Below are 21,927 nucleotides of genomic sequence, written 5' to 3' on the forward strand. Positions count from 1 at the left end.
GGCGCCCGGGCCCAGGCGCCGCTCCTCCGTGTTTCCGCGTCCTACTTGAAGGTGTGCTCCGGCGCCGGGAAGGTGCCCGCGCCCACCTCGGCCGCGAACTCCCGGGCGGCGTCGCCCAGGACGGCCCGCAGGTTCGCGTACTGCTTGACGAACTTGGGCACCCGGCCCGCCGTCATCCCGGCCATGTCGGTCCACACCAGCACCTGGGCGTCGGTGCCCGCCCCCGCGCCGATCCCCACCGTCGGGATCGCCAGCTGCTCGGTGACCTGCGCCGCCAGCTCGGCCGGCACGGCCTCCAGCACCACCGAGAAGGCGCCCGCCTGCTGCACCGCCTTGGCGTCCCGGAGCAGCTGGTGCGCGGCCTCGTCGCCGCGCCCCTGGACCGGGTAGCCGCCGAGCGCGTGCACCGACTGCGGGGTCAGCCCGATGTGGGCCATCACCGGGATGCCGGCCTCGACCAGCAGCTCGATCGAACGGGCGCTGCGCTCGCCGCCCTCCAGCTTGACCGCGCCGACGCCCGCCTCCTTCATCAGCCGGGCCGCGTTGTGCATCGCCTGGCCGGCGGACTCCTGGTACGAGCCGAACGGCATGTCGCCGACCACCAGCGCGCGCTTGGTGCCGCGCACCACCGCGGCCGACAGCATGACCATCTGGTCCATCGTCACCGGCACGGTGTTCTCGTAGCCGAGGTGGCAGTTCCCGGCCGAGTCGCCGACCAGCAGCACCGGGATGCCGGCCTCGTCGAAGACGCCGGCGGTGAGGGCGTCGTACGCCGTGAGCATCGCCCAGCGCTCGCCCCGCTGCTTGGCGGCGGCGATGTCCCGGACGGTGACGCGGCGGTTGGTGATCCCGCCGTACAGGGTCTGCGCGGTCCCCTGGGCAGGCTGAAGCGGAGAAGCGTTCATGGAACAGGCTCCTGATGGGTTGTCGTCTCGTGGCGCCGTGCGGCGTCCCCGGATCTGCTCCCATGCTTGCACGCCCGCCCCGGCTCGCAAAGACCGGGCGCACGCGCTTCTTCCGGGCGCTTCTTTGCCGAGAATTTGCGATACGGACCCGTCTCGTATCGAAACGCCCGCTAGGCTGATTTACGAGACGCCACGGTCTCGTTAAGAACCTGCACCTGCATGGGGGAGAAGCATGACCACCGCCGCGCCGTCCCGAATTCCGGAGGCCGTACACCGCCGACGCTGGGCGATCCTGGGCACCCTGGTGCTCGCCCTGCTCGTCGTCGTCCTCGACAACTCGATCCTCAACGTGGCGATGAAGACCATCGCCTCGCCCGCGCCCACCGGCCTCGGCGCCACCCAGAGCGACCTCGAATGGTCCATCAACTCCTACACCCTGGTCTTCGCCGGCCTGCTCTTCACCGCGGGTCTGCTCGGTGACCGGCTCGGGCGCAAGTGGTCGCTGCTCGGCGGAATGGTGGTCTTCGGCCTCGGCTCGCTGCTCTCCGCGCTGGCCTCCTCGCCGGGCGAACTCATCGGCTTCCGCGCGGTGATGGGCCTCGGCGGCGCCTTCGTGATGCCCGCCACGCTGGCCATCATCATGAACGTCTTCGAGCGGCACGAGCAGCCCAAGGCGATCGGCATCTGGGCCGGCGCGGTCGGCCTGGCCATCGCCATCGGCCCGATCACCGGCGGCCTGCTGATCGAGCACTTCTGGTGGGGCTCGGTCTTCCTGGTCAACGTCCCGATCGTGATCGTCGCCCTGATCGCGATGGCCCTGCTGGTGCCGGACTCCAAGGACCCCAACCCCGGCAAGCTGGACCCGGTCGGCGTGCTGCTCTCGATCGTCGGCCTGGTGGCGCTGATCTACGGCATCATCAAGGGCGGCGAGCTGGCCGACTTCACCGCGCCCGGCGCCTGGGTGCCGACCCTCGGCGGCCTGGCCGTGCTGGCGGTCTTCGTGCTCTGGGAGCGCCGCACCAGCCACCCCGCGATGGACGTCCGCTGGTTCCGCAACAAGGTGTTCAGCGCCTCCGTCGCGGTGATCGGCCTGGTCTTCTTCGCGCTGATGGGCGTCTCCTTCTTCGGCGTCTTCTACACCCAGAGCGTGCGCGGCTACAGCGCCCTGCAGGCCGGCGTGCTGATGCTCCCGCTGGCCGTCGCCCAGCTGGTCTTCGCCCCCCGGGCCCGGCTGGTGGTGGACCGCTTCGGCGTCCGGGCCACCTGCGCCGGAGGCATGGCGCTGATCGTGGTCGCCTTCCTCGGCTACCTGCTGCTCGGCCGGGACACCACGATCTGGCTGCTGGTCGTGCTCGGCTTCCTGATGGGCGCCGGCATGGCGCACGTGATGCCCCCGGTCACCGTGGCCATCATGGGCTCGCTGCCGCGCGAGAAGGCCGGGGCCGGCTCGGCCCTGAACAACACCTTCCGCCAGGTCGGCGGCTCGCTCGGGGTCGCCGTGCTCGGCGCGGTGCTCTCCACCGTCTACCGCGACGGCGTCGCCGACACCCTGGCCGGGCTCCCGGCCCCGCTGCGGGACAAGGCCGGCGAATCGCTGGAGGCCACCCTCGCGGTGGCCGAGCGGACCGGCGCCACCGCGCTGGTCGCCCCCGCCGAGGACGCCTTCGTCAGCGCCATGCACGTGGTCGCCGGGCTGTCGGCCGGCGTCACCTTCGTGGGCGTGCTGCTCGCCTGGTTCCTGCTCCCCGGCAAGGCCCCGGCCGCCCCGGGCGCCGGACGGGAGGGTGCCGCCGAGGCCCCCGAGGGTGAGCTCGCCCCGGCGAAGGGCTGAGGCTGCGTCATGACGGTGGACCGGTACTCGAACGCCGCCGGGCAGAATGGGGCCATGCAGACCGAGACCACCGCCACCGCCCCCGACGGGACGCCCTGCGCGCCCCGGCGGGGGCGGCCGCGCAGCGAGGCGGCCGAGCAGGCGATCTACGAGGCGGTGGAGCGGCTGATGGAGGGCGGCGCCAGCCTGGTCGAGCTCTCCATCGAGCGGATCGCCGCCGAGGCGGGCGTGGGCAAGGCCACCATCTACCGGCGCTGGCCCAACAAGGAGGCCCTGCTGGTCGACGTGGTCGCCCGGCTGGAGATGCCCGAGCCGGTGCTCTCCAAGGGCGGCGGCGTCCGTGACGACCTGATCGCGATGATCGAGTACATGCGTCGCCGGGGCATGGCCAAGCGCTCCCGCTGGGTGCTCAGGTCGGCCATGGGCCAGCTGCAGGGCTGGCCCGAGCTGCGCTCCGTCTACAAGGAACGGATCGTCAGGCCCCGCCGCGACCTGGCCCGGCAGATCATCCAGCGCGGGATCGACGAGGGCGTGCTGCGCGACGACCTCGACCCGGAGCTGCTCACCGAGATGGTGATGGGGCCGATCCTGATCCGCACCCTGCTCTGGGAGGACGCCCCGCTCGACGAGGAGGGGCTGGCCGAGCGGATGGTGGACGCCGTGCTGGACGGCGCGGCCGTCCGTCCGCGGACGGTCCCGGTACCTCCGTCCGGTGGCGAATCTCACTGAACCGGGGCGCGCCGGAACCCCGCGCTGCCGGGCGCACGTCCATGCCGTCATAGGCTGAGCCGAGAATCCGACAAAACAGGCCGATCGGGTGGCGGATTCGGGCTGACGACGGTGGAACGGCACGGAGGACGGTTCATGGCGCGGGCGGACGAGGCAGTGGCTCCGGCGGACGGCGGGGCGACCCCGGTCCGGCGGCCCCGCCGCTCCTGGCGGTCCGGCACCTGGCGGCGCGGGTGGATCATCGCCGCGCTGGCCGTGCTCACCACCCTGCTGCTGGTCTTCCACTCCTCGGTGCCCAACGGTTTCGGCAACCTCGGCAGCCTGCTGGAGACCTTCCTGCCCTGGCTGGGCCTCGCCGTCCCGGTCCTGCTGGCACTGGCCCTGCTGCGCCGCTCCGCCACCGCGCTGGTGGCGGTGCTGCTGCCGGCGGCGGTCTGGCTCAACCTGTTCGGCGGCCTGCTCACCGACAAGAGCACGGGCAGGGGCGACTTCACCGTGCTCACCCACAACGTGGCCGCCGCCAACACCGACCCGGCCGGCACGGTGAAGCTGCTCAACGACTCGGGCGCCCAGATCGTCGCCCTGGAGGAGCTGGCCGCCGACGGCGTCCGCACCTACAGCAAGGGCCTGGCCGCCGCGTACCCGTACCACGTGGTGGAGGGCACCGTCGGGCTCTGGTCCAAGTACCCGATCTCCGACACCCGGGTGGTGGACATCAAGATCGGCTGGACCAGGGCCTTCCGCTCCACCGTGACGACCCCTCAGGGCCCGCTCGCCGTCTACGTCGCCCACCTGCCCTCGGTCCGGCTGAAGTTCGACAGCGGCTTCACCGCCGGGCGGCGGGACGTCAGCGCGCAGGCGCTCGGTGACGCGATCGAGGCCGAGCCGGTGAAGAAGGTGCTGCTGCTCGGCGACCTCAACGGCACCATGAACGACCGCTCGCTCGCCCCCGTCACCTCCCAGATGCGCTCCGCCCAGGGCGCGGCCGGGGACGGCTTCGGCTTCAGCTGGCCCTCCGGCTTCCCGATGGCGCGGATCGACCAGATCCTCAGCAAGGGCGGCCTGACCCCGACCGACTCCTGGGTGCTCCCGGCCGACGGCAGCGACCACCGGGCGATCGCGGCCGAGTACCGGTACTGAGGAACCCTTCCGCACCGCGGCGGCGTCTGATCCCTCATAACGCTGACATAACGTCACAAGGGGGATGAATGACTCAGGCGGACACCCGCGCACCCGTGCGGGCCAGGAAGGCCCCGCAGCCGTCGTCCCCGCCCGCGCGGCGGAAGAGCCGCTGGCGGCGGGGGCGGATCCTGGCCGGGCCGGCGGTGCTGACGGCACTGGTGACGGCCGGGCACTCGCTGTTGCCCGACGGCGGCAACCTCGGCGGCTTCGTCGAGACCTTCCTGCCGTGGAGCGGCCTGCTGGTGCTCGCGCTGCTGCTCGGCGCGCTGCTGCGCCGCTCGGCCACGGCGTTGGTGGCGACGGCGCTGCCCGCGGTGGTCTGGCTGGCGATGTACGGCGGGGCGCTGGCGGACGGCAGCAGCGGGAAGGGCGACCTGACGGTGGTGAGCCACAACGTGGCGGCCGCCAACGTGGACTACGCCGGGACGCTGAAGGTCCTGAAGGACTCGGGCGCCGACCTGATCGCCCTCCAGGAGATGGAGTCGGCCGCGCTGGCCGAGTACCGGCGGGGCCTGGCCTCCGCCTACCCCTACTACCTGGGCGGCTCGACCACCGACGGACTCTGGTCCAGGTACCCGATCGTGCCGGGCGGGTTCGTCGAGAAGGACGGCATCCAGCACATCGGCACGGCGGCCCGCGCGGTGGTGGAGACGCCCAAGGGGCGGGTGGCGGTCTACTACGGCCACCTGGACTCCGTCCGGGTCACCCCGCGCAGCGGCTTCGGTGCCGACCCGCGGAACGAGAGCGTCAAGGCGCTGAGCGCCGCCCTGCGGAGCGAGCCGGAGGAGCGGGTGCTGCTGATGGGCGACCTGAACGGGAGTCTGACGGACCGTGCGTTCGACCCGCTGACCGAGCAGCTGACGTCGGCTCAGGAGACGGCCGGCCAGGGCTTCGGCTTCACCTTCCCGGCGGCCTTCCCGATGGTCCGGATCGACCACGTGCTCAGCGGGGGGAAGCTGACCGCCACCGACTCCTGGCTGCTGCCGAGGAGCGGCAGCGACCACCGGGCGGTGGCCGCCTCGTTCAAGCTGTGAGGGCCGTTCCGGTGGCGGCGAGGAGAGCGGACGGACTAGTTCATTGGAAGATGAGAAGGAAGCCCGTCCATGGCCTCGCCGCCGTGGCCACGCTAGCAGTCAGGCGGGGATCAGATCACGCAGGTTTTCCGGCGTGACGACGGTGGAGTCCGGGTGCAGGCCCTCGGGCCGCTCCAGCCCGACGAAGGTGACCGGCCCGTCCGGGACGGTGGCGCCGTCCCACAGGGTCGTGGTCGCCGCCTCCATCAGTCCGGTGAGGTGGCGCACCGTCAGGTACCGCCGCTCCACCGCGCCGCGCACCAGGGTGGCCACCGAGACCCGGTTGCCCTCGACCTGGTTGGCGTGCGGGCGGCCCTTGAGGTGCAGGTGCAGCCACTTCGCCCACCAGGTGCCGTCCGGATCGCGCAGGAAGACCAGCGGCAGGGCGACCCGGCCGGGGCCGCGCAGCTCGGACTTCATCCGGACGGTGCGCGCCTCGAAGGGCCGGCCCTGCTGCTCGGCCTCGCGCAGCATGTAGCCGAAGAAGGACTCCTTGACCTGCTCGAAGCCCTCGCCGTCGTAGATGTTCACCTGCGGCACGATGTACGTGCCGCGCACCGCGCCGAGGCGGAGGTTGATGAACTCCGAGGCGCCGTCCCTGGCGTCCGTGACGTCGCCCGAGTGCTCGCCCTCCAGGCTCGTCAGCTCGGTGTACGAGAGCCAGCCCAGGGTGCCGTACTTCTCGTCCAGCAGCAGTGCCGACAGGTCGAAGTCGGTGCTGGTCCGGGCCTGGTGCCAGTACACGAAGAAGCGCAGCAACTCGCCCTCGACCCGGGAGACCGACCCCCGGGGCAGCACGCCGACCCCGCTGGAGGTCGCCTTGCCACCGAGCGGCACCGCGACGTCCAGCACGGCCGGGTCGAGCAGCAGGTGAGCGGGGTGCGGGAGCCGTCGGCGGGTCTCCCGGTCCAGCAGGGCCGCGAGCCGGTCCCCGGCCGTCTCCGGCAGCCCGGGGCGGTGGTCGTCGGCGACCCAGGCGCGGCCCAGGCGGTTGGTGAACACCCGCTTGGCCCGGTCGGGCCGGGCCCGGTTCAGCAGGTGCTCCCGGAGCGAGAGCAGGACCCGGCCGGAGACCTGCGGTGCGGCCCGCTCGGCTGCGGCCAGCACGGCCTCGCGCTCCTCCTCGTCGGGGCAGGCGGTCAGCAGGTGGTCCAGCGCCCGGAAGAGCCGGCCGGGCGCGGCCGTGGCCAGCAGGCGGGCCGCTCCGCCGGCGTCGCCGTCGGCGAGCAGCGCCTCGGTCCGGCCGTTCAGGGTCGGGGCCCGCTCCTCGCCGCGCGCGACCGCGAACACCCGGGCGGCGTGCGGCCACCGGGGGTACTCGTGCGGGTGGAGCCGCTCACCCAGGCGCTTGAACCGCTCACGGTGCGGGTGCACGTCCGCCAGCTTGGCGGGCGCGGCCGCCACCACCGCGTCCAGCCCGGCCAGCAGGGCGCGGCGCACCGGGCGGCGCAGTGCGCGCAGCCGGGTGGGTTCGGTGAGGGTCGGGTCCCCGTCGGAGAGCACGCAGGCCAGCCGGAGCACGTCGGTGACGGTGTCCAGCTCCAGGGCCGAACCCGCGTGCAGGCGGGCCCGGTTGACCACCGCCCGGTTCTCCCGGACCGGGATGGCGTCGGGCTGGGGCCCGTCGGTGCAGAGCGGGGCGAGCACGGCGAGGTCGCGCAGCCCGTCCGGGCCGAGCGGGGTGGTGCTGCCGGCCAGGGCCAGGTAGAGCGCCGTCCGTTCGTCGCGGAGCGGCCCGCCGAGGTGCAGGACGGTCACCCGGTCGGTGGCCTCCGCGATCAACTCGGGCTGCCGGGCGAGGAGTTCCTCGTAGCTGTGCTGGTACCGGCCGTAGGCCGGGAGGTCCAGCAGGTTGACCTGCCCGAGGCCGGCCTGCTGGAGCAGCTGCCCGCCGTCCTCCAGCAGGGCCTGGGACAGGCAGTACACCCAGAACTCCGCCGTGTCCGGCACGTTCGCCGGGAAGTCGACGAAGTAGCTGTTGTGCCGGACGTGGTCGCCGACCAGGCCGCGGACGGTGGCCAGGGTGCGGGCCCCGGTGCCGGCCACCGCCTCCGCGTCCAGCTGCGCCAGGTGCCCGAACAGCTCGGCCGACAGCTTGAAGCCGACCGAGAGCAGCGCCGCGTCCAACTGCCTCGTGACGGTGGCCCCTTGGCCCGCTGGGCCGGTGGGGACGGGGATGCGGTGGGTGTTCCGGAGGACCAGGGCTTCGAGCTGCTCGGACATCCGTGCATGCTCGCAGAGCCCCGGCCGCCCCCGCACCCCGGTTTCGCCCGTCGCTCCCGTGCTCAGCCCTGGCGCCAGCGGTTGGTGACGGGCAGTCGGCGGTCGCGGCCGAAGCCCTTGGGGGAGACCTTCGGGCCCGGCGGGTACTGGCGCCGCTTGTACTCGGCGGTGTCGACCAGCCGGACGATCCGGTCCACCACGGCCGGGTCGTACCCCCGCGCGACGATCGCGTCCCGCCCCTGGTCGCCCTCCACGTAGAGGTCGAGCACGGCGTCCAGCAGGTCGTAGTCGGGGAGCGAGTCGGTGTCCACCTGGTCCGGCCGCAGCTCGGCGGAGGGCGGCTTGGCGATGGTGTTCTCCGGGATCGGCGGCTGCTCGCTGCGTTCGAGCGCCGCCGCGTTGCGCCACTGGGCGAGGCGGAAGACCAGGGTCTTGTAGACGTCCTTGATCGGCCCGTACGCGCCGACCGAGTCGCCGTAGAGGGTCGAGTAGCCGACCGCCAGCTCGCTCTTGTTGCCGGGCGCGAGGACGAGGTGGCCCTCCTGGTTGGAGATCGCCATCAGCAGGGTGCCGCGCAGGCGGGACTGGAGGTTCTCCTCCGCCAGCCCGGTCAGCTCGGTGGCGGCGGTGTAGGCGTCGAACATCGGGGCGATCGAGATCGTGCGCAGGTGCAGCCCGGTGCGGCGGGCCAGCTCGGCGGCGTCGTCGCGGGAGTGCTGCGAGGAGTACCGGCTCGGCATCGAGACGCCGTGCACGTTCTCCCCGCCGAGCGCGTCGGTGGCGATCGCCGCCACCAGCGCGGAGTCGATCCCGCCGGAGACCCCGATCAGCACCGAGCGGAAGCCGTTCTTGCGGACGTACGCCCGGGTGCCCTCCACCAGGGCCTGGTACACCTCGGCCTCGTCGCCGAGCCGGGGCGCGGGCGTCTGACGCCCCGTCGGTTTCCGGTCCTCGGGGGTGCCGCCGAGGTCGGTGCGGGCCAGGCGCAGGCCGTCGTTCAGCAGCAGACCGTCGGTGGCGTCGGTGGCCGCCGGGAGCTCCAGGTCGGCGAGCAGCAGGTGCTCCTCGAACTGCGGTGCGCGGGACAGGACTTCGCCCTGCGCGTCGACGACGAGGGAGTCCCCGTCGAAGACCAGCTCGTCCTGGGCGCCGACCATGTTGACGTACGCCAGCGCGCAGCCGGCCTCCTGCGCGCGCTTGCGGACCAGGGCGAGGCGGGTGTCGTCCTTCTCCCGCTCGTACGGCGACCCGTTCAGGACGAGCAGCAGCCCCGCCCCGGCCTCCCGGGCCGCCTGCACCCGGCCGCCGTCCTGCCAGATGTCCTCGCAGATGGCGAGGGCCACGTCCACCCCGTGCAGGCGCAAAACCGGCAGCTGGTCGCCGGGGACGAAGTAGCGGTGCTCGTCGAAGACCCCGTAGTTGGGGAGGTGGTGCTTGGCGAAGCGGCCCTTCACCTCGCCGCGGTGCAGCACCGCCGCACAGTTCTGCGGCGACCCGGCGGGGCGCCCGCGCCACGCCTCGGCGGACCGCCCCAGGTACCCCACCACCACGGGCAGCTCCCCGAGCCCTTCCTCGGCCAGCGTCCCGGCCAGCCGGGCGAGCGCCTCCCGCGAAGCGTTGACGAACGACCCGCGCAGCGCCAGGTCCTCCACCGGATACCCCGTCACCACCATCTCCGGGAACGCCACCAGCTGCGCCCCGCTCCCGGCGGCCCGCCTGGCCCAGCGCACCACCTCCTCGCAGTTGCGCTCGATGTCACCGACCCAGGGGTCGGTCTGGCAGAGGGCGATACGCAGATTCGGCATGACCCCACCTTATCGTCTAACTGACGCTATGTCTGTAGCGGCTGGGAGCGTTGGGCTACCGTAGAAGTCTGGACAGACTAGATGGAGGTGTCGGATGAAGTGGCAGGTGCAGGAGGCCAAGCAGAAGTTCAGCGAGGTTCTCCGGCTCGCGGAGGCCGAAGGGCCGCAGATCGTCACGCGCCACGGCGACGAGGTTGCTGTCCTCATCGACATAAGGGAGTACCGGCGGCTCAAGGGGCAGGAGATGGATCTTCGGGACTACCTGCTGCAGGGGCCGGTCATCGACGATCTCGAGATCGAGCGGTCGACCGAGCCCACTCGCACGGTGGACTTCGGGGGCGACTGGTGACCTACCTGCTGGACACCAACGTCGTCTCCGAGGCTCGGCGTCCCAGGCCGAGTCCGGCGGTGCTGTCCTGGCTCAGGGCCGTCCCGGACGACGAGCTCCACCTCAGCGTCCTGGTCGTCGGCGAGCTGCGCCAGGGAGAGGCCCGCCTGCGCTGGCGCGGTGACGACCGTCAGGCCGATGCACTCGGCGGGTGGATCGACGGCATCGAGCACGCCTACGCGGACCGGATCCTCCCGGTGGACCGGGAGGTGGCCAAGGTGTGGGGCAGGTTGAACGTTCCGAATCTGCTGCCCCCGATCGACGGACTGCTCGCCGCGACGGCGATCGTGCACGGATTGACGCTGGTGACCCGCAACGTCAAGGACGTCGCGCGGACCGGGGTACCGGTGATCGACCCGTTCGTGCCGGTCGACTGACGCTCCGTTCGGATCGCCGGTCTCGCCGGGCTGGACTCCGGACGAAGATCCGACATGATGGGGGCATTCGTTGCCGGGCCGCTACGGGCGGACGACCGGGCGTAACACGGACGTAAAGAGCAGAGGTGAGACTGTCCCCATGGGCAAGCAGCAGGAGTTCGTGCTTCGTACGCTCGAAGAGCGTGACATCCGTTTCGTCCGGCTGTGGTTCACCGACGTGCTCGGGTTCCTCAAGTCGGTCGCCGTGGCGCCGGCCGAGCTGGAGCAGGCCTTCGAGGAGGGGATCGGCTTCGACGGCTCGGCGATCGAGGGCTTCGCCCGGGTCTACGAGTCCGACATGATCGCCAAGCCGGACCCGACCACGTTCCAGATCCTGCCGTGGCGCTCGGAGACTCCCGGCACCGCCCGGATGTTCTGCGACATCATGATGCCGGACGGCTCGCCCTCGTACGCCGACCCGCGGTACGTGCTGAAGCGCACCCTGGAGAAGGCCTCCAGCCTCGGCTTCACCTTCTACACCCACCCCGAGATCGAGTTCTTCCTCCTCAAGGACCTCCCCGGCGACGGCACCCCGCCGATCCCCGCCGACCAGTCCGGCTACTTCGACCACACCCCGCGCGGTGTCGGCCACGACTTCCGCCGGCAGGCCATCACCATGCTGGAGTCGATGGGCATCTCGGTGGAGTTCTCCCACCACGAGGGCGCCCCCGGCCAGCAGGAGATCGACCTCCGGTACGCGGACGCGCTCTCCACGGCCGACAACATCATGACCTTCCGCCTGGTCATGAAGGAGGTCGCGCTGGAGCAGGGCGTGCACGCCAGCTTCATGCCGAAGCCGTTCTCGCAGCACCCCGGCTCCGGGATGCACACGCACGTCTCCCTCTTCGAGGGCGACCGGAACGCCTTCCACGAGTCCGGCGCGGAGTACCAACTCTCCAAGGTGGGGCGCTCGTTCATCGCGGGCCTGCTGAAGCACGCGGCGGAGACCGCCGCCGTCACCAACCAGTGGGTCAACTCCTACAAGCGCATCTGGGGCGGTTCGCAGCGCACGGCCGGTGCGGGCGGCGAGGCGCCGTCGTACATCTGCTGGGGCCACAACAACCGCTCCGCGCTGATCCGGGTGCCGATGTACAAGCCCGGCAAGCAGGGCTCGACGCGGATCGAGGTCCGCTCGCTGGACACCGGGTGCAACCCGTACCTGGCGTACGCGGTGACCCTGGCCGCTGGCCTCAAGGGCATCGAGGAGGGCTACGAGCTTCCTCCGGGCGCCGACGACGACGTCTGGGCGCTGACGGACGCGGAGCGGCGGGCGCTCGGGATCCAGCCGATGCCGCAGAACCTCGGCGAGGCCATCGACCTGATGCAGCGCAGCGAGCTCGTGGCGGAGACGCTGGGCGAGCACGTCTTCGACTTCTTCCTCAGGAACAAGCGCCAGGAGTGGGAGGAGTACCGCTCCGAGGTCACCCCCTTCGAGCTCCGCAAGAACCTGCAGGTGCTCTGACCTCGCGTCAGGCCCGAGCTTCGGCCCGTTCCCCGATGGCGTTCCGCCGCCGGGGAACGGGCCGAAGTGGTGTGGGGCGTGGGGGTCAGCTGTTGTTGATCAGGTCGATGAGTTGCTTGATGCCCTCGCCGCCGAGGGCGGCGATGGCGATGCGGACGGGGTGGTACCAGGGGAGGCCGTCGAGCCACTGCTTGAAGGCCGGGTAGCCCTTGGCGGCGGCGGACTTGGCGCCGGACCAGAGCTTGCCGCCGGCCTTCTTGAGGGCGGCCAGGGCGGCCTTGGCGGCGGAGGAGGCGGCGCCGCGCTGGAGCTCCGGGGTGGCGTTGCCGTCGGCTACGGCCTGGAGCAGGGTGCGGTCGGTGGTGTCGAGGTGCGGGCGCAGCTCGGGGGAGGCCAGGACGGCCCGGGCCTGAGGTGCCGTCAGGGTGACGGGGGCGGTGGAGGCGGCCGACGTGCGGGTGTGGTCGGTGGCGTTGGCGGCCGGGGCGGCGACGCCGATGGCGACGGCGGCCAGGGCCGTGGCGGCCGCGATCCGTAGGTGACGGGTCTTCATGCGGGGTTTCTCGTTCCCTCGGGTCGGTCAGGTCTGGGTGAGCCAGAACAGGGAGCCGAGCAGGACGTACAGGACGGGCACGACCACCCCGCCGACGCCCGGGGGGCGCCTGCGGAGGGCGAACCAGCCGTGTGCGAGCACGGTCGCGGCCGCGCCGACGGCGTAGAGGATCCATCCCGGGGCGTTGTCGTCCGGCAGCAGGTGGAAGGTGATCCAGCCGGCGAGCACTGGGAGGACCGCGGCTCCCCAGACGGTGTCGGCGTGCTTCTGCGAAGGCGTCTTGTCCATGCTCAACTCCTGTTCCTCAGAAGGGGATCAGCCGATCTGCTGGGCGAGCCAGTCGATGACCTCCAGCTGGACCGCGCCCGGCAGGGCCTTGAGGGTCCACTTCAGCGGGTTGAGGTTGGAGAGGCTGTCGACCCACTTGCGGTAGGCGTCGGCGCCGTTCTTGGCGGCGCGGATGCCCGCCTTGAACAGCGAGCCCGACTTCTTGAGCAGCGCCTTGATGGCCTCGGCCTTCGGGCTGCCGTACTGGACCTGCTGGTTCTGGAGGTTCCGCAGCTCGGCGAGCTCGGCCGCGGTGAGGCCGGCCTCACCGTTGGTGGCAGCGGCCGGGCTCTGCTGGATCAGGGTGACCAGGCGGGCGGTGTCGGCCTGCTGGAGGGCGACGGCGGCGGCCGGGGCGCGGTGGGCCTCGGCGGCGTTGGCGGCCGGGGCGGCCACGCCGAGGGCGACGGCCGCGAGGGCGGAGGCGGCGGCCAGACGGATGTGCTTGCGGTTCACGTAAACTCCGTAGGTGCGTCAAGCGGGGAGGGCGTGCGGGATCGCGGGCGAGGCGTGGAAACTTGGCCCGCCCCCGCTGCCCTCTTCCCCCTGTTTCTTTTTCTCGGTCCCCCGGAATCCGGCCGCTCGGCCGTTTCCGGGAAGTCTTCGGGGGACGGTCAGGCGTCCCGTCGCCGGTAGGCGAAGGTGCCGGCCAGTGCCGTCGCGGCGGTGAAGGCGAGGAACACCGACAGTCCGGCGGCCGGGGAGAGTTCGCTGCCCAACAGGGCCCGGGTGAAGCCGTCCTGGGGCGCGTCGTCGGAGGTGCCGGCCATCGCGGCGCGGGCGGCGGCGAACGGGAGCCACCCGCCCAGCCCGTCCGCGTCGAGCAGCCGCCCCAGCAGCGCGCCGACCAGCCGTTCGCCGAGCAGCGGCCAGCCCACCAGGAGCAGGACGGTGGCCGCCCGGTTGCGGACGATCGCGGCGGTCGAGGCTGCCAGCGCGGGCCAGCAGGCCATCACCAGCAGGTAGCGGAGCACGGCCGGGACGCAGGCCGCCCAGTCCGGCTGGGCGGTGCCGCGCAGGGCGAGGGTGGTCGCGGCGGCCGCGGCCGCGAGTAGGGCGAGTGCCGCCGCGGTCGCCGCGCAGACGGCGGCGCCGATGGCGAGCTTGGCCGCGAACGCGGTGCCGCGCGAGGCGGCCACCAGCCAGGTGGTCCGGGCCGCGCCCCGGGCGAGGTCGGAGCCGACCGGGCCGGTGCCGAAGGCGATCAACAGCAGTGCGAGCAGGGGAAGTTGCATGGCGACGGGCTGCCACTGGAGTGCGTCGGCGGCGAGGGTGGGGGTGGGGGCGTCGGTGAAGCCCAGGTCCACGCCGTTGCCGATGCCGAGCACCAGGGCGACGGCGAGCACCACCCAGGTGGAGCGCAGCCCCGCCAGGTGGCGGTACTCGTAGGCGGTGGCACGGCGGAGCGCCGCCCCCGTCGAGACGGCCGGGGGCGGGGTGATCGTGGTGCTCATCGGATCCGGAACTCCTCGTCGGCCACGGAGAGGTAGAAGTCTTCGAGGGTGGGGCGGCGCTCGTCGAGCCAGGAGAGGGCGATGCCGTGACGGGCCGCCAGCTCGCCGACCTGGAAGCGGTCCAGGCCCTCGACGCCCAGCCGGGTGCCGGTCGGGTCCGCGCCGTCCTGCGGGCGCACCCGGGCGCCGGCCTCGGTGGCCAGTTCGGCGAGGCGGGCGGCCTGCGGGCTCTCGACGGTGACGAACCCCGAGGCGCGCGCGGTGAGTTCGCCGACGGCTCCGGTGGCCACCACCCGGCCTTGGGCGAGCACCACGACCCGGTCGGCCGTCTGCTCCATCTCGCCCAGCAGGTGACTGGAGATCAGGACCGCCTTCCCCGAGCGGGCGAGGTCGCGCACGAAGCCGCGCAGCCAGGTCAGGGAGTGCGGGTCCAGGCCGTTGGCCGGCTCGTCCAGGACCAGCACGGCCGGGTCGCCGAGCAGGGCCTGGGCGATGCCGACCCGTTGCGCCATGCCGAGCGAGAGCGCCTTGAGGCGCAGGCCCGCGGCCTCCGACAGACCGACCAGGGACAGGACTTCGTCCACCCGCGGGGACGCGACGCCGATCCCGGCGGCGACCGCGCGCAGGTGGGTGCGCACGGTGTGGGAGGGGTGCCCGGCGACGCCGCCGAGGACGGCGCCGACGATCCGGGCGGGGGCGCGGTGGACCCCGAGGGGCTTGCCGAAGTAGAGGGTGCGGCCCGGGCCGGTGGCCAGGCCGAGCATCAGGCGGATGGCCGTGGTCTTGCCCGAGCCGTTGGCGCCGAGGAAGCCGGTGACCGTCCCGGCCGGCAGGTCAAGCGACACGTCGTCGAGGACGGTCCGCCGGCCGAAGCGTTTCCCCAGCCCCTGGGCGGAGACCAGGATCTCCGGGCCCGGCCCGCTGCCCCGATCGTTTATTTGCACGTACCCATACCCCTCTATTGCCTGGACTTTGCCTTGAGGATGGAGTGGTCCGTGCGATTAAAGCGATCTTTCCGCCCCCCGACGTCGAAATACTGTCAGCCGGAAATGGTCGGTGGCCTAATCCCCTGGGACGAGAAGAACGGCCTTTCACCCCCCACCTGGCGTGGGCTCCCCGGCCGGATGGCGGGTGACGGGATGTCAGTCGCGGCGGAAGAGGCGGAGGTGGAGCAGGACGAAGGGGGTGGCGATCAGGGCGAGGACGAGGGCGGCGCACGCGGCGGCCATCGGGATCAGGAGGAGTTCGAGGGCGGCGCGGTGAAGGGAGAGGGTCCCGTGGGCGGGGGCGAGGTAGTGGTAGGCGGTCCAGCCGATCGGCCAGAGGGCCAGGAGGGCGGTGATCCGGCGGGCCGACAGGTCGAGGGCGGAGTGGCTCGGGTCGGGGCGGACCGGGCGCGGGCGCGGGGCCGGTGCGTCCACCGGGGTGGGGCGGGGCGGTCGGACGTGGCCGAAGTACCGGCCGTGGCGATCCGGGAGGAGGAAGGCCTCGCGGGAGCTGCGCGGGTCGCCCGTCGAGCGGGGCGGCTCGGTGGCGATGCCGAGCCAGGCCGGGCCGTGCGGCGGGACGCCGCCCGAGTAGAGGACGTGCCCGTCGGTGCCGACCAGGTCGAGGCGGATGCAGCGTTCGGTGGTGATCGGCTCGCCTTCGCCGTCCGTTCGCTGCTCCTCCGGCGGAAGGGTGCGGACGACCCGGGTGCCGGAGAACCGGACGCGGTGCCACTGGGGCGAGGCCGCGTAGAAGTCGGCCACGGCCGTGGAGTGCCATCGCCGTCCGGGGCCGAGGCGGCGGGCGATCAGCGCGGTGGCGAGGAGGACCGCGGCGGTCCAGAGCAGGACGGCCGGGCGGCGGATCGGTGCGGGCGCGGTGTGCTTCCGGAGGGCGGCCTCGGCGAGCGGTTGGTGGCCGGGGGCGACGAGCAGCCGGGCACGGACGTCGGCCTCGACCCAGCCGATGGCCGGGGAGGAGTCGGCGGAGACCGGGCCTCCCGGGGTGCCGTCGACGGGGGCGAAGCGGTACGGCAGGTCGTGCGGGTGGTCCGGCAGCCGTTCGCCGTCCTTCACCGGGGGCAGCAGGACGTAGTCCCCCCACTGCGCCCCGGCCGCCACCAGTTCGGCCTGGCGGGCGGCCACTTCGGGATGGGAGCCGCTGAACGGCAGGTAGAGGGCCGGCCCGGCGGTCGCGATCAGCAGCGCCATCGCCAGGTGCCAGGGGGCGCGCCTGCGGGCCGCCTCGTGGACGGTGGCGTCGGCGGCCGCCACGTCTTCGGGCGTGGCCGGGGCCGGGGCGGCGGGCACGTCCGGGGGAGTGTCGGCGGCCGGCGCCAGATGGGCGGCGAGCAGCCAGAGCAGCGAGCACAGCAGCGCGGCGCCGAGCAGGGCGAGCGGGACCGGCGGGAGGCCGGGGCGCCAGGGGAGCAGGAGCAGTGCCACCAGGTAGCCGAGGTAGGCGGTGTATGCGGCCGCGCCCGTCGCCCTGGTCCACCGGGTGGGGGCGCGCAGGTCGTGGCGGAAGTCGCCGCCGGGCCGCCTCTGCTGAGGGTCCGTCATGTTGCCGTCTCCAGCGGTCGGTCGGGCCGGTGTCAGTCGAAGATCCGTCGGTGGAGGGCGTACAGCCCGGCGCCGATGCCGTACAGGGCCGCCAGTAGGAGGAAGAACCCGACCGGGTAGAGCAGGAGTTGGGCGGTGGCCGGGCCGGCGGGGAGGGTGCCGTCGGTGCGGGACAGCAGGTGGTAGGCGGTCCAGCCGATCGGCCAGAGGGCGAGCACGGCGAGGAGGCAGCGGCCGATGAGGTCCAGGGAGGAGTGCCACGGATCGGTCCGGACGGTGCGGTGGCGCGGGGCCGGGGCGTCGGCCGGGTCCGGGAGCGACGGCCGGACGGTGCCCCAGTAGTAGCCGTGGCGGTCCGGGACGATCAGTGCGGTGTGGAAGGTCCGGGGGGAATCGGTGCCGGACCGGAGCTCGGGGTCGAGGCCGAGCCAGGCCGGGCCGGCCGGCGGGGTGTCGCCCCGGAAGAACAGGTCGGGCCCGTCGGTGCCGAGCAGTTCGAGGCCCAGGCCCTCCTCGGTGGTGGTGGGCGCGCCGTCCACGTCGCGGTCGATCTCCTCCTCCGGCAGGTCGCGGGTGGTGGTGGCGCCGGGGACCCGGACGCGGTGCCACTGCGGGCCGTTGGCGTAGAAGGCCTCGAACGGTCCGCCGATCCGGCCGTGGCCGGTGCCGATGCAGGACGCGGCCGCGACCACCGTGACGAGCAGCACGATCCCGGCCCAGACCCGGACGGCCGTCCGCTCGATCGGGGCGGGCTCGGTGGCCGCTTCGAGCGCGGGCTCCGCCAGCGGTGCCTGACCCGGCGCCGTGAGCAGCCGGACCCGGTGGTCGATCTCGACGCCCTCCAGGGAGCGCGACCGCGCCGCGCCGAACGGCTCGCCGGGGGTGTCGCCGACCGGCGCGAACCGGTAGTCCTGGGAGGACCGGTAGGCGGGCAGCCGGTCGCCGTTCTCCTCCGGCGGGAGCAGGACGTACTCGCCCCACCGCGCCCCGGCGGCCGTCAACTCGGCCTGTCGGGCCGAGACTTCAGGATCGGCGCCGCTGAACGGGACGAACAGGGCGGGCACCAGGGCCACCAGCGGCAGCGTGACCGCGAAGTACCAGGGCATCCGGCGCCGGTACGTGGCGCGCACCGAGGACCGGACGGGCTCCAGGTCGGCGGCGGTGGGCGGCGCCGCCGCAGCGGTCACCGAGGGGAGCACGTCGCTGCTGGGGGCCAGCGCGCTCGCCAGCAGCCAGAGCAGTCCGCAGGCCACGCCCAGGCCGAGCAGGGTGAGCGGGAGCACGCGGATGCCGGGGTGCCAGGGCTCCAGCAGGATCGCCACCAGGTAGCCGAGGAAGGCCAGGTGGCAGGCGGCCCCGGTGACCCTGGTCCACCAGGTCGGGCTGCGGAGTTCGGGCCGCTCCTGGAGCGCGGTCGGTGGATCGGCGCCGGCCCCGTCCGCGGGCGTGCGGTTCTGCTCGTCCGTCATGACCCGTGCTCCCCCGTGCCGGTCGGTCCGTCCGTCCGGCGAGCGTACGGCGCCGGGGCGGCAGGGACGAGGGCGCGGAGGTGAACGGACCGTCACGGTGCTTCGACGGAGGCTCAGTCGTGGAAGCCGAGCAGGCGGCGGGCGAGGCCGTACAGCGCGACGCCCAGCGCCAGCAGGCCGGTCAGGACGATGGCGGCGAGGGACGGGACGAGGAGCAGCTGGCCGAGCCGGGTGAGGACGGGCAGCGGGGCGTCGGCGGGACGGAGCAGGTGGTAGGCGCTCCAGGCGGCGGGCCAGGCGGCCAGGTAGGCGGTGGAGAGCAGGCGCAGATCGCGGTCGACGGCGGCGGTCGCGGTGCGGGCCTGGCGAACTCGGCTCCCCACGGCGGTGGTTGCCGCGGCGAGCAGGGCGAGGCCGAACCAGATCCGGCCGCCGGCCGGCCCGAACGGCGCGAAGAGGGAGGCGGCCGCTCCGACCGAGAGTCCGGCGACGACCGCGTGGCGGGCCGCGCGCAGCCAGGGCCACCGGGCGGCGGGCGGCGGGGCCGGGGCGGCCGGGGCGTGCCAACTGGCGGTGACCCAGGCGCTGGTGGCGACGCAGGCGGCGGCCAGCAGGGCGAGCGGGAGCGGGCGGACCGACGGCTGCCAGGGCGTCAGGGCGGACGGGAGCAGGTGGCCGAGGGTGGTCAGGGCCGCGAGCAGGCCGGTGATCTTGGTCCAGGCGGTCGGGAGCCGGTGCGCGGGCTTGGTTGCGGGCTCGGCGGCGGGGCCGGACTCGGGAGAGGGGAGCGGTGCCCGGTCGACGGGGGGACGGTCGGCCGGGACGGCGTCCCGGGGTGTGTCCTGATGGCCCGTCACGGTCACCGCGCCCCCGTCCTGATCAGTCCGTTCGGGTGAGGGTACGGGCCGGTGCGGCGCCGTGGATAGTCCGGCCGGGTGAGGAGTTGACGGGTGGTCAGTGCGAGGTCGCGGTCGTCCCCCCTGATGGCGGTACGTGACGGGAATGTTGCGGAGAGTTGTGTTCCGATGGGTGGCGTCAACCCCAGAACGTCGGCGGGGGTGCGCCTCGCGCCCGGCCGCCTGAACCGAGAGGTACCCATGCCCTCCACCGTCAGCCGTGCCACCGGGAAGCGCCGCACCGCGCGCCGACTCGCCATCGCCAGCGCGGCCCTGGTCGCCGTCGCCGGCCAGATGATGACCCTGCCGTCCGCCGACGCGCGCGGCTCCGGGGACGGGCGCCGCTCGCCCGGACACGGCGAGACGATCGAGCAGAACATCCTGCCGATGAAGACCCGGTTCGAAGGCAGCTTCCACGGCTCGGTCACCCGGATCAGCAACTCGCTGATGACCTGTGACGAGACCAAGCCGCCGCTGGACCCGAACCAGCCGCCCTGCGAGCAGGCCCGTACGGGCGAGGGCTCCCGTCCGATCAACAACAACTACTACATGAAGTACATCAACATCGACCCCGGTTCGATCGGCCCGGAGGGCGACGAGATCTACTCGGCCAGCTCCGCGGACCTCAACCTGATCGAGGGGTCGAAGGTCAAGTACGCCCGCCTGTACTGGGGCGGCACCCGGGGCATCGACGACGTCGTGCTGCCGCAGAGCCAGATCGACGAGATCTACCTCAAGCTCCCGGGCGACGCGCAGTACACCAACATCGAGAACCAGCAGCCGAGCATCGGCTACATCACCACCGCGGCCGAGAGCAGCTACCAGGCCTCCGCCGACATCACCGACCTGGTGAAGAAGCACGGCAACGGTACCTACACCGCAGCCAACATGGACTCCGTGGTCAAGCCGCACAGCTGGGGCGGCTGGACGATCGTGGTGGCCTACGAGAACGACTGCAAGCCGCTGCGCCACATCCACCTCTGGGACGGCTTCGTCCCCGAGCTGCCGAACAGCCCGGAGATCAGCCTCAAGCTGGACGGCCTGGTCACCCCGGCCACCGGCCCGATCCAGGCCAAGCTCGGCTACGTGGTCTACGACGGCGACCTCAAGTGGATGGGCGACACCTTCTTCGCCAAGTCCACCACCGGCCCGAAGACCGAGTTCACCGACCAGAACCACTTCTCCAAGGACGCCTTCAACTCCACCATCGAGGAGCTGACCCCGGCGGACCAGTTCGTCCGGGTGCCGTACAACCGGAACAACTTCGGCTACGACTCCAACCGTTGGGACATCTCCAGCATCCTGCGCAACGGTGACACGGACATCACCGCCACCGTCGACACCGACGAGGACGGCTACAACCTGGGCGTCTTCTACGCCTACGTGAACCTGGACGGTTCCCAGGAGGCCCTGGCCGACAAGGGCTGAGACCCTAGCGCGCCGACCCCTGCCGCGCCCGCGCCGACTCCCGGCGCGGGCGCGGCAGTCGCACGTCCGGACGCCCGCGCAGCGCCCGCTCCAACGGCCGCTCCACGTACCGGAAGAGGGCCGCGGCCACGCCCAGTGAGCCGCCCGCCAGCAGCAGCCAGGCGCCGAGCAGCACCGCGGTCCCGTCCGGGCGGCCGAACGCCGCCAGCCAGCAGCGGAAGCCGATCTCGTGCACCAGGTACCAGGCGAAGGACCACTCGCCGAGCCGGACCAGCGGCCGCTGCCCGAAGGCCCGCCGGCCGTTCAGGTCGGCCTGGGCGGCGGCCGCGATCAGCGCGGCGAAGAGCGGCGCGGCGAGCAACTGCGAGGCGCACCACGGTCCGTACCAACGCTGGTCCGGCACGGCCAGGTGCCAGGGCACCAGCGCGGCGTGGAAGGCGAGCACCGCCAGCCCGGCCGGGAGCAGCGGCACCCGGGGTGCGGTGCCCCGGCGGAGTGCCAGGCCGAGCACCACCCCCAGCAGGAACTGCGGCGTCCGGGTGAGCGGCAGGTAGTCCAGCAGCCAACTGCGCAGCGCCGGATCGTCCACCGCCGCACCGGTGAGCCAGAGCAGCGGGCCGCTCAGCAGGCACGCCACCGCCACCGCCCGCAGCCGACGCCCCGTCAGCAGCGCGAGCAGGAACGGGAGGAGCAGGTAGAACCAGGCCTCGTCCCCCAGCGACCAGCTCGCCGGGTTCCCGCCCTTGGCCGTGGCCGGCAGCCAGGCGTGCAGCAGCGGCAGCGACCAGAGCGCGGCACCCACCGGCACGGCGGCGCCGATCGCCGCGTAGGCGGCCAGCGAGAGCGCGGTGCTGAGCGCGTGCAGCGGCCAGATCCGGGCCAGCCGGCGGCGCAGGAAGACGTGCACCGGCACCCGGGCCCCGTCGTACGTCCAGGCCAGCACCGCACCGGAGAGCACGAAGAAGAAGGTCACCCCGCTGCGCCCGTACCAGACCAGCGGACTGATCAGCGGAAGCTCGCCCAGCTGGCGGGAGAGGTGGTAGAGCACCACCAGCAGGGCGGCCCAGAACCGCAGGCCGGTGAGGGAAGGCAGACGGGAAGGCGGACAGGACGGCGGACGGGAGGGCGGACGGGACGGCGGACGGGACGGCGGACGGGAAGGCGGACGCACACCGGGCCCAACGCCACCGGCGGCACGGAGGTTGCTCCCGGAGGCGGGCGGGCCTGACGGCGCGCC

20 protein-coding genes are annotated in these 21,927 nt (G+C 73.0%); 8 read left to right on the forward strand and 12 right to left on the reverse strand.

What is annotated here, in order from left to right; translation table 11 throughout:
• Positions 1-41: 41 nt before the first annotated feature.
• Positions 42-905 carry a 3-methyl-2-oxobutanoate hydroxymethyltransferase gene (gene panB / locus ACWEPF_RS08945; RefSeq protein WP_380150176.1) on the reverse strand — a complete coding sequence of 288 codons (864 nt, stop codon included), beginning with the start codon at positions 903-905 and terminating at the stop codon, positions 42-44.
• Between the two features lie 232 nt (positions 906-1,137).
• Between panB and ACWEPF_RS08950 the strand changes: the two genes are divergently transcribed.
• From ACWEPF_RS08950 to ACWEPF_RS08965, 4 genes are all read left to right on the forward strand, one after another.
• On the forward strand, positions 1,138-2,736 hold the full coding sequence (locus tag ACWEPF_RS08950) for a DHA2 family efflux MFS transporter permease subunit (protein WP_452172016.1): 1,599 nt from the start codon (positions 1,138-1,140) through the stop codon (positions 2,734-2,736).
• A 54-nt stretch (positions 2,737-2,790) separates the two neighbouring features.
• Positions 2,791-3,465 (forward strand): TetR/AcrR family transcriptional regulator, encoded by a 675-nt coding sequence (locus ACWEPF_RS08955; protein WP_452172017.1) that lies wholly within the window; start codon positions 2,791-2,793, stop codon positions 3,463-3,465.
• Positions 3,466-3,600: 135 nt separating this feature from the next.
• Positions 3,601-4,605 (forward strand): endonuclease/exonuclease/phosphatase family protein, encoded by a 1,005-nt coding sequence (locus ACWEPF_RS08960; protein ID WP_380150179.1) that lies wholly within the window; start codon positions 3,601-3,603, stop codon positions 4,603-4,605.
• Positions 4,606-4,673: 68 nt separating this feature from the next.
• Positions 4,674-5,681, forward strand: coding sequence for an endonuclease/exonuclease/phosphatase family protein (locus ACWEPF_RS08965; RefSeq protein WP_452172018.1), 1,008 nt, complete (start codon positions 4,674-4,676; stop codon positions 5,679-5,681).
• Between the two features lie 99 nt (positions 5,682-5,780).
• Here the strand turns inward: ACWEPF_RS08965 and ACWEPF_RS08970 are convergent, their stop codons facing one another.
• Together ACWEPF_RS08970 and ACWEPF_RS08975 are read right to left on the reverse strand one after the other, a co-directional pair.
• A complete protein-coding gene (locus tag ACWEPF_RS08970; RefSeq protein WP_452172019.1) occupies positions 5,781-7,943 on the reverse strand; it encodes a hypothetical protein in 2,163 nt (720 codons plus the stop codon).
• Positions 7,944-8,005: 62 nt separating this feature from the next.
• Positions 8,006-9,748 (reverse strand): NAD+ synthase, encoded by a 1,743-nt coding sequence (locus ACWEPF_RS08975; protein WP_452172020.1) that lies wholly within the window; start codon positions 9,746-9,748, stop codon positions 8,006-8,008.
• 94 nt (positions 9,749-9,842) lie between these two features.
• Here ACWEPF_RS08975 and ACWEPF_RS08980 point away from each other — a divergent pair, with 94 nt between their 5' ends.
• The 3 genes from ACWEPF_RS08980 to glnA all read left to right on the forward strand — a co-directional run bounded on the left by ACWEPF_RS08980 (position 9,843) and on the right by glnA (position 12,014).
• Positions 9,843-10,097 (forward strand): type II toxin-antitoxin system Phd/YefM family antitoxin, encoded by a 255-nt coding sequence (locus ACWEPF_RS08980; RefSeq protein ID WP_452172021.1) that lies wholly within the window; start codon positions 9,843-9,845, stop codon positions 10,095-10,097.
• Positions 10,094-10,513: a PIN domain-containing protein gene (locus ACWEPF_RS08985; RefSeq protein WP_452172022.1), complete on the forward strand. Its 420-nt coding sequence runs from the start codon at positions 10,094-10,096 to the stop codon at positions 10,511-10,513. Before ACWEPF_RS08980 ends, ACWEPF_RS08985 begins: the two co-directional genes overlap by 4 nt.
• A gap of 139 nt (positions 10,514-10,652) precedes the next feature.
• Entirely contained in the window at positions 10,653-12,014 is a 1,362-nt protein-coding gene (glnA, locus tag ACWEPF_RS08990) for a type I glutamate--ammonia ligase (RefSeq protein ID WP_345285936.1), read from the forward strand.
• Positions 12,015-12,099: 85 nt separating this feature from the next.
• Here the strand turns inward: glnA and ACWEPF_RS08995 are convergent, their stop codons facing one another.
• The 8 genes from ACWEPF_RS08995 to ACWEPF_RS09030 all read right to left on the reverse strand — a co-directional run bounded on the left by ACWEPF_RS08995 (position 12,100) and on the right by ACWEPF_RS09030 (position 19,223).
• A complete protein-coding gene (locus ACWEPF_RS08995) occupies positions 12,100-12,567 on the reverse strand; it encodes a hypothetical protein (protein WP_452172023.1) in 468 nt (155 codons plus the stop codon).
• A 27-nt stretch (positions 12,568-12,594) separates the two neighbouring features.
• Positions 12,595-12,855, reverse strand: a complete 261-nt coding sequence (locus ACWEPF_RS09000) for a hypothetical protein (RefSeq protein WP_452172024.1) — start codon at positions 12,853-12,855, stop codon at positions 12,595-12,597.
• Positions 12,856-12,882: 27 nt separating this feature from the next.
• Positions 12,883-13,350: a hypothetical protein gene (locus ACWEPF_RS09005; RefSeq protein WP_452172025.1), complete on the reverse strand. Its 468-nt coding sequence runs from the start codon at positions 13,348-13,350 to the stop codon at positions 12,883-12,885.
• 158 nt (positions 13,351-13,508) lie between these two features.
• Positions 13,509-14,348, reverse strand: a complete 840-nt coding sequence (locus ACWEPF_RS09010; protein WP_452172026.1) for a hypothetical protein — start codon at positions 14,346-14,348, stop codon at positions 13,509-13,511.
• Positions 14,345-15,292, reverse strand: coding sequence for an ABC transporter ATP-binding protein (locus ACWEPF_RS09015; protein ID WP_452172027.1), 948 nt, complete (start codon positions 15,290-15,292; stop codon positions 14,345-14,347). Before ACWEPF_RS09015 ends, ACWEPF_RS09010 begins: the two co-directional genes overlap by 4 nt.
• Positions 15,293-15,490: 198 nt before the next feature.
• Positions 15,491-16,897 carry a hypothetical protein gene (locus ACWEPF_RS09020; RefSeq protein ID WP_452172028.1) on the reverse strand — a complete coding sequence of 469 codons (1,407 nt, stop codon included), beginning with the start codon at positions 16,895-16,897 and terminating at the stop codon, positions 15,491-15,493.
• A gap of 32 nt (positions 16,898-16,929) precedes the next feature.
• The gene (locus tag ACWEPF_RS09025) at positions 16,930-18,366 is read right to left on the reverse strand and encodes a hypothetical protein (protein WP_452172029.1); all 1,437 of its coding nucleotides are present in this window, start codon (positions 18,364-18,366) and stop codon (positions 16,930-16,932) included.
• Positions 18,367-18,479: 113 nt separating this feature from the next.
• Positions 18,480-19,223, reverse strand: a complete 744-nt coding sequence (locus ACWEPF_RS09030; RefSeq protein ID WP_452172030.1) for a hypothetical protein — start codon at positions 19,221-19,223, stop codon at positions 18,480-18,482.
• A gap of 240 nt (positions 19,224-19,463) precedes the next feature.
• Here ACWEPF_RS09030 and ACWEPF_RS09035 point away from each other — a divergent pair, with 240 nt between their 5' ends.
• Positions 19,464-20,690, forward strand: coding sequence for a hypothetical protein (locus ACWEPF_RS09035; protein ID WP_452172031.1), 1,227 nt, complete (start codon positions 19,464-19,466; stop codon positions 20,688-20,690).
• Positions 20,691-20,694: 4 nt separating this feature from the next.
• Here ACWEPF_RS09035 and ACWEPF_RS09040 read toward each other — a convergent pair whose 3' ends face one another.
• The gene (locus tag ACWEPF_RS09040) at positions 20,695-21,741 is read right to left on the reverse strand and encodes an acyltransferase family protein (protein ID WP_452172032.1); all 1,047 of its coding nucleotides are present in this window, start codon (positions 21,739-21,741) and stop codon (positions 20,695-20,697) included.
• Between the last annotated feature and the right edge of the window lie 186 nt (positions 21,742-21,927).

This window comes from Kitasatospora sp. NPDC004289, assembly GCF_053602875.1.

Coding starts and splice junctions, on each gene's coding strand:
- ACWEPF_RS08970 (WP_452172019.1), bottom strand. CDS start 7,943: ATGTCCGAGCAGCTCGAAGCCCTGGTCCTCCGGAACACCCACCGCATC.
- ACWEPF_RS08955 (WP_452172017.1), top strand. CDS start 2,791: ATGCAGACCGAGACCACCGCCACCGCCCCCGACGGGACGCCCTGCGCG.
- ACWEPF_RS08950 (WP_452172016.1), top strand. CDS start 1,138: ATGACCACCGCCGCGCCGTCCCGAATTCCGGAGGCCGTACACCGCCGA.
- ACWEPF_RS09000 (WP_452172024.1), bottom strand. CDS start 12,855: ATGGACAAGACGCCTTCGCAGAAGCACGCCGACACCGTCTGGGGAGCC.
- ACWEPF_RS08995 (WP_452172023.1), bottom strand. CDS start 12,567: ATGAAGACCCGTCACCTACGGATCGCGGCCGCCACGGCCCTGGCCGCC.
- panB (WP_380150176.1), bottom strand. CDS start 905: ATGAACGCTTCTCCGCTTCAGCCTGCCCAGGGGACCGCGCAGACCCTG.
- ACWEPF_RS08960 (WP_380150179.1), top strand. CDS start 3,601: ATGGCGCGGGCGGACGAGGCAGTGGCTCCGGCGGACGGCGGGGCGACC.
- ACWEPF_RS08965 (WP_452172018.1), top strand. CDS start 4,674: ATGACTCAGGCGGACACCCGCGCACCCGTGCGGGCCAGGAAGGCCCCG.
- ACWEPF_RS09025 (WP_452172029.1), bottom strand. CDS start 18,366: ATGACGGACGAGCAGAACCGCACGCCCGCGGACGGGGCCGGCGCCGAT.
- glnA (WP_345285936.1), top strand. CDS start 10,653: ATGGGCAAGCAGCAGGAGTTCGTGCTTCGTACGCTCGAAGAGCGTGAC.
- ACWEPF_RS09035 (WP_452172031.1), top strand. CDS start 19,464: ATGCCCTCCACCGTCAGCCGTGCCACCGGGAAGCGCCGCACCGCGCGC.
- ACWEPF_RS09020 (WP_452172028.1), bottom strand. CDS start 16,897: ATGACGGACCCTCAGCAGAGGCGGCCCGGCGGCGACTTCCGCCACGAC.
- ACWEPF_RS08980 (WP_452172021.1), top strand. CDS start 9,843: ATGAAGTGGCAGGTGCAGGAGGCCAAGCAGAAGTTCAGCGAGGTTCTC.
- ACWEPF_RS09010 (WP_452172026.1), bottom strand. CDS start 14,348: ATGAGCACCACGATCACCCCGCCCCCGGCCGTCTCGACGGGGGCGGCG.
- ACWEPF_RS08975 (WP_452172020.1), bottom strand. CDS start 9,748: ATGCCGAATCTGCGTATCGCCCTCTGCCAGACCGACCCCTGGGTCGGT.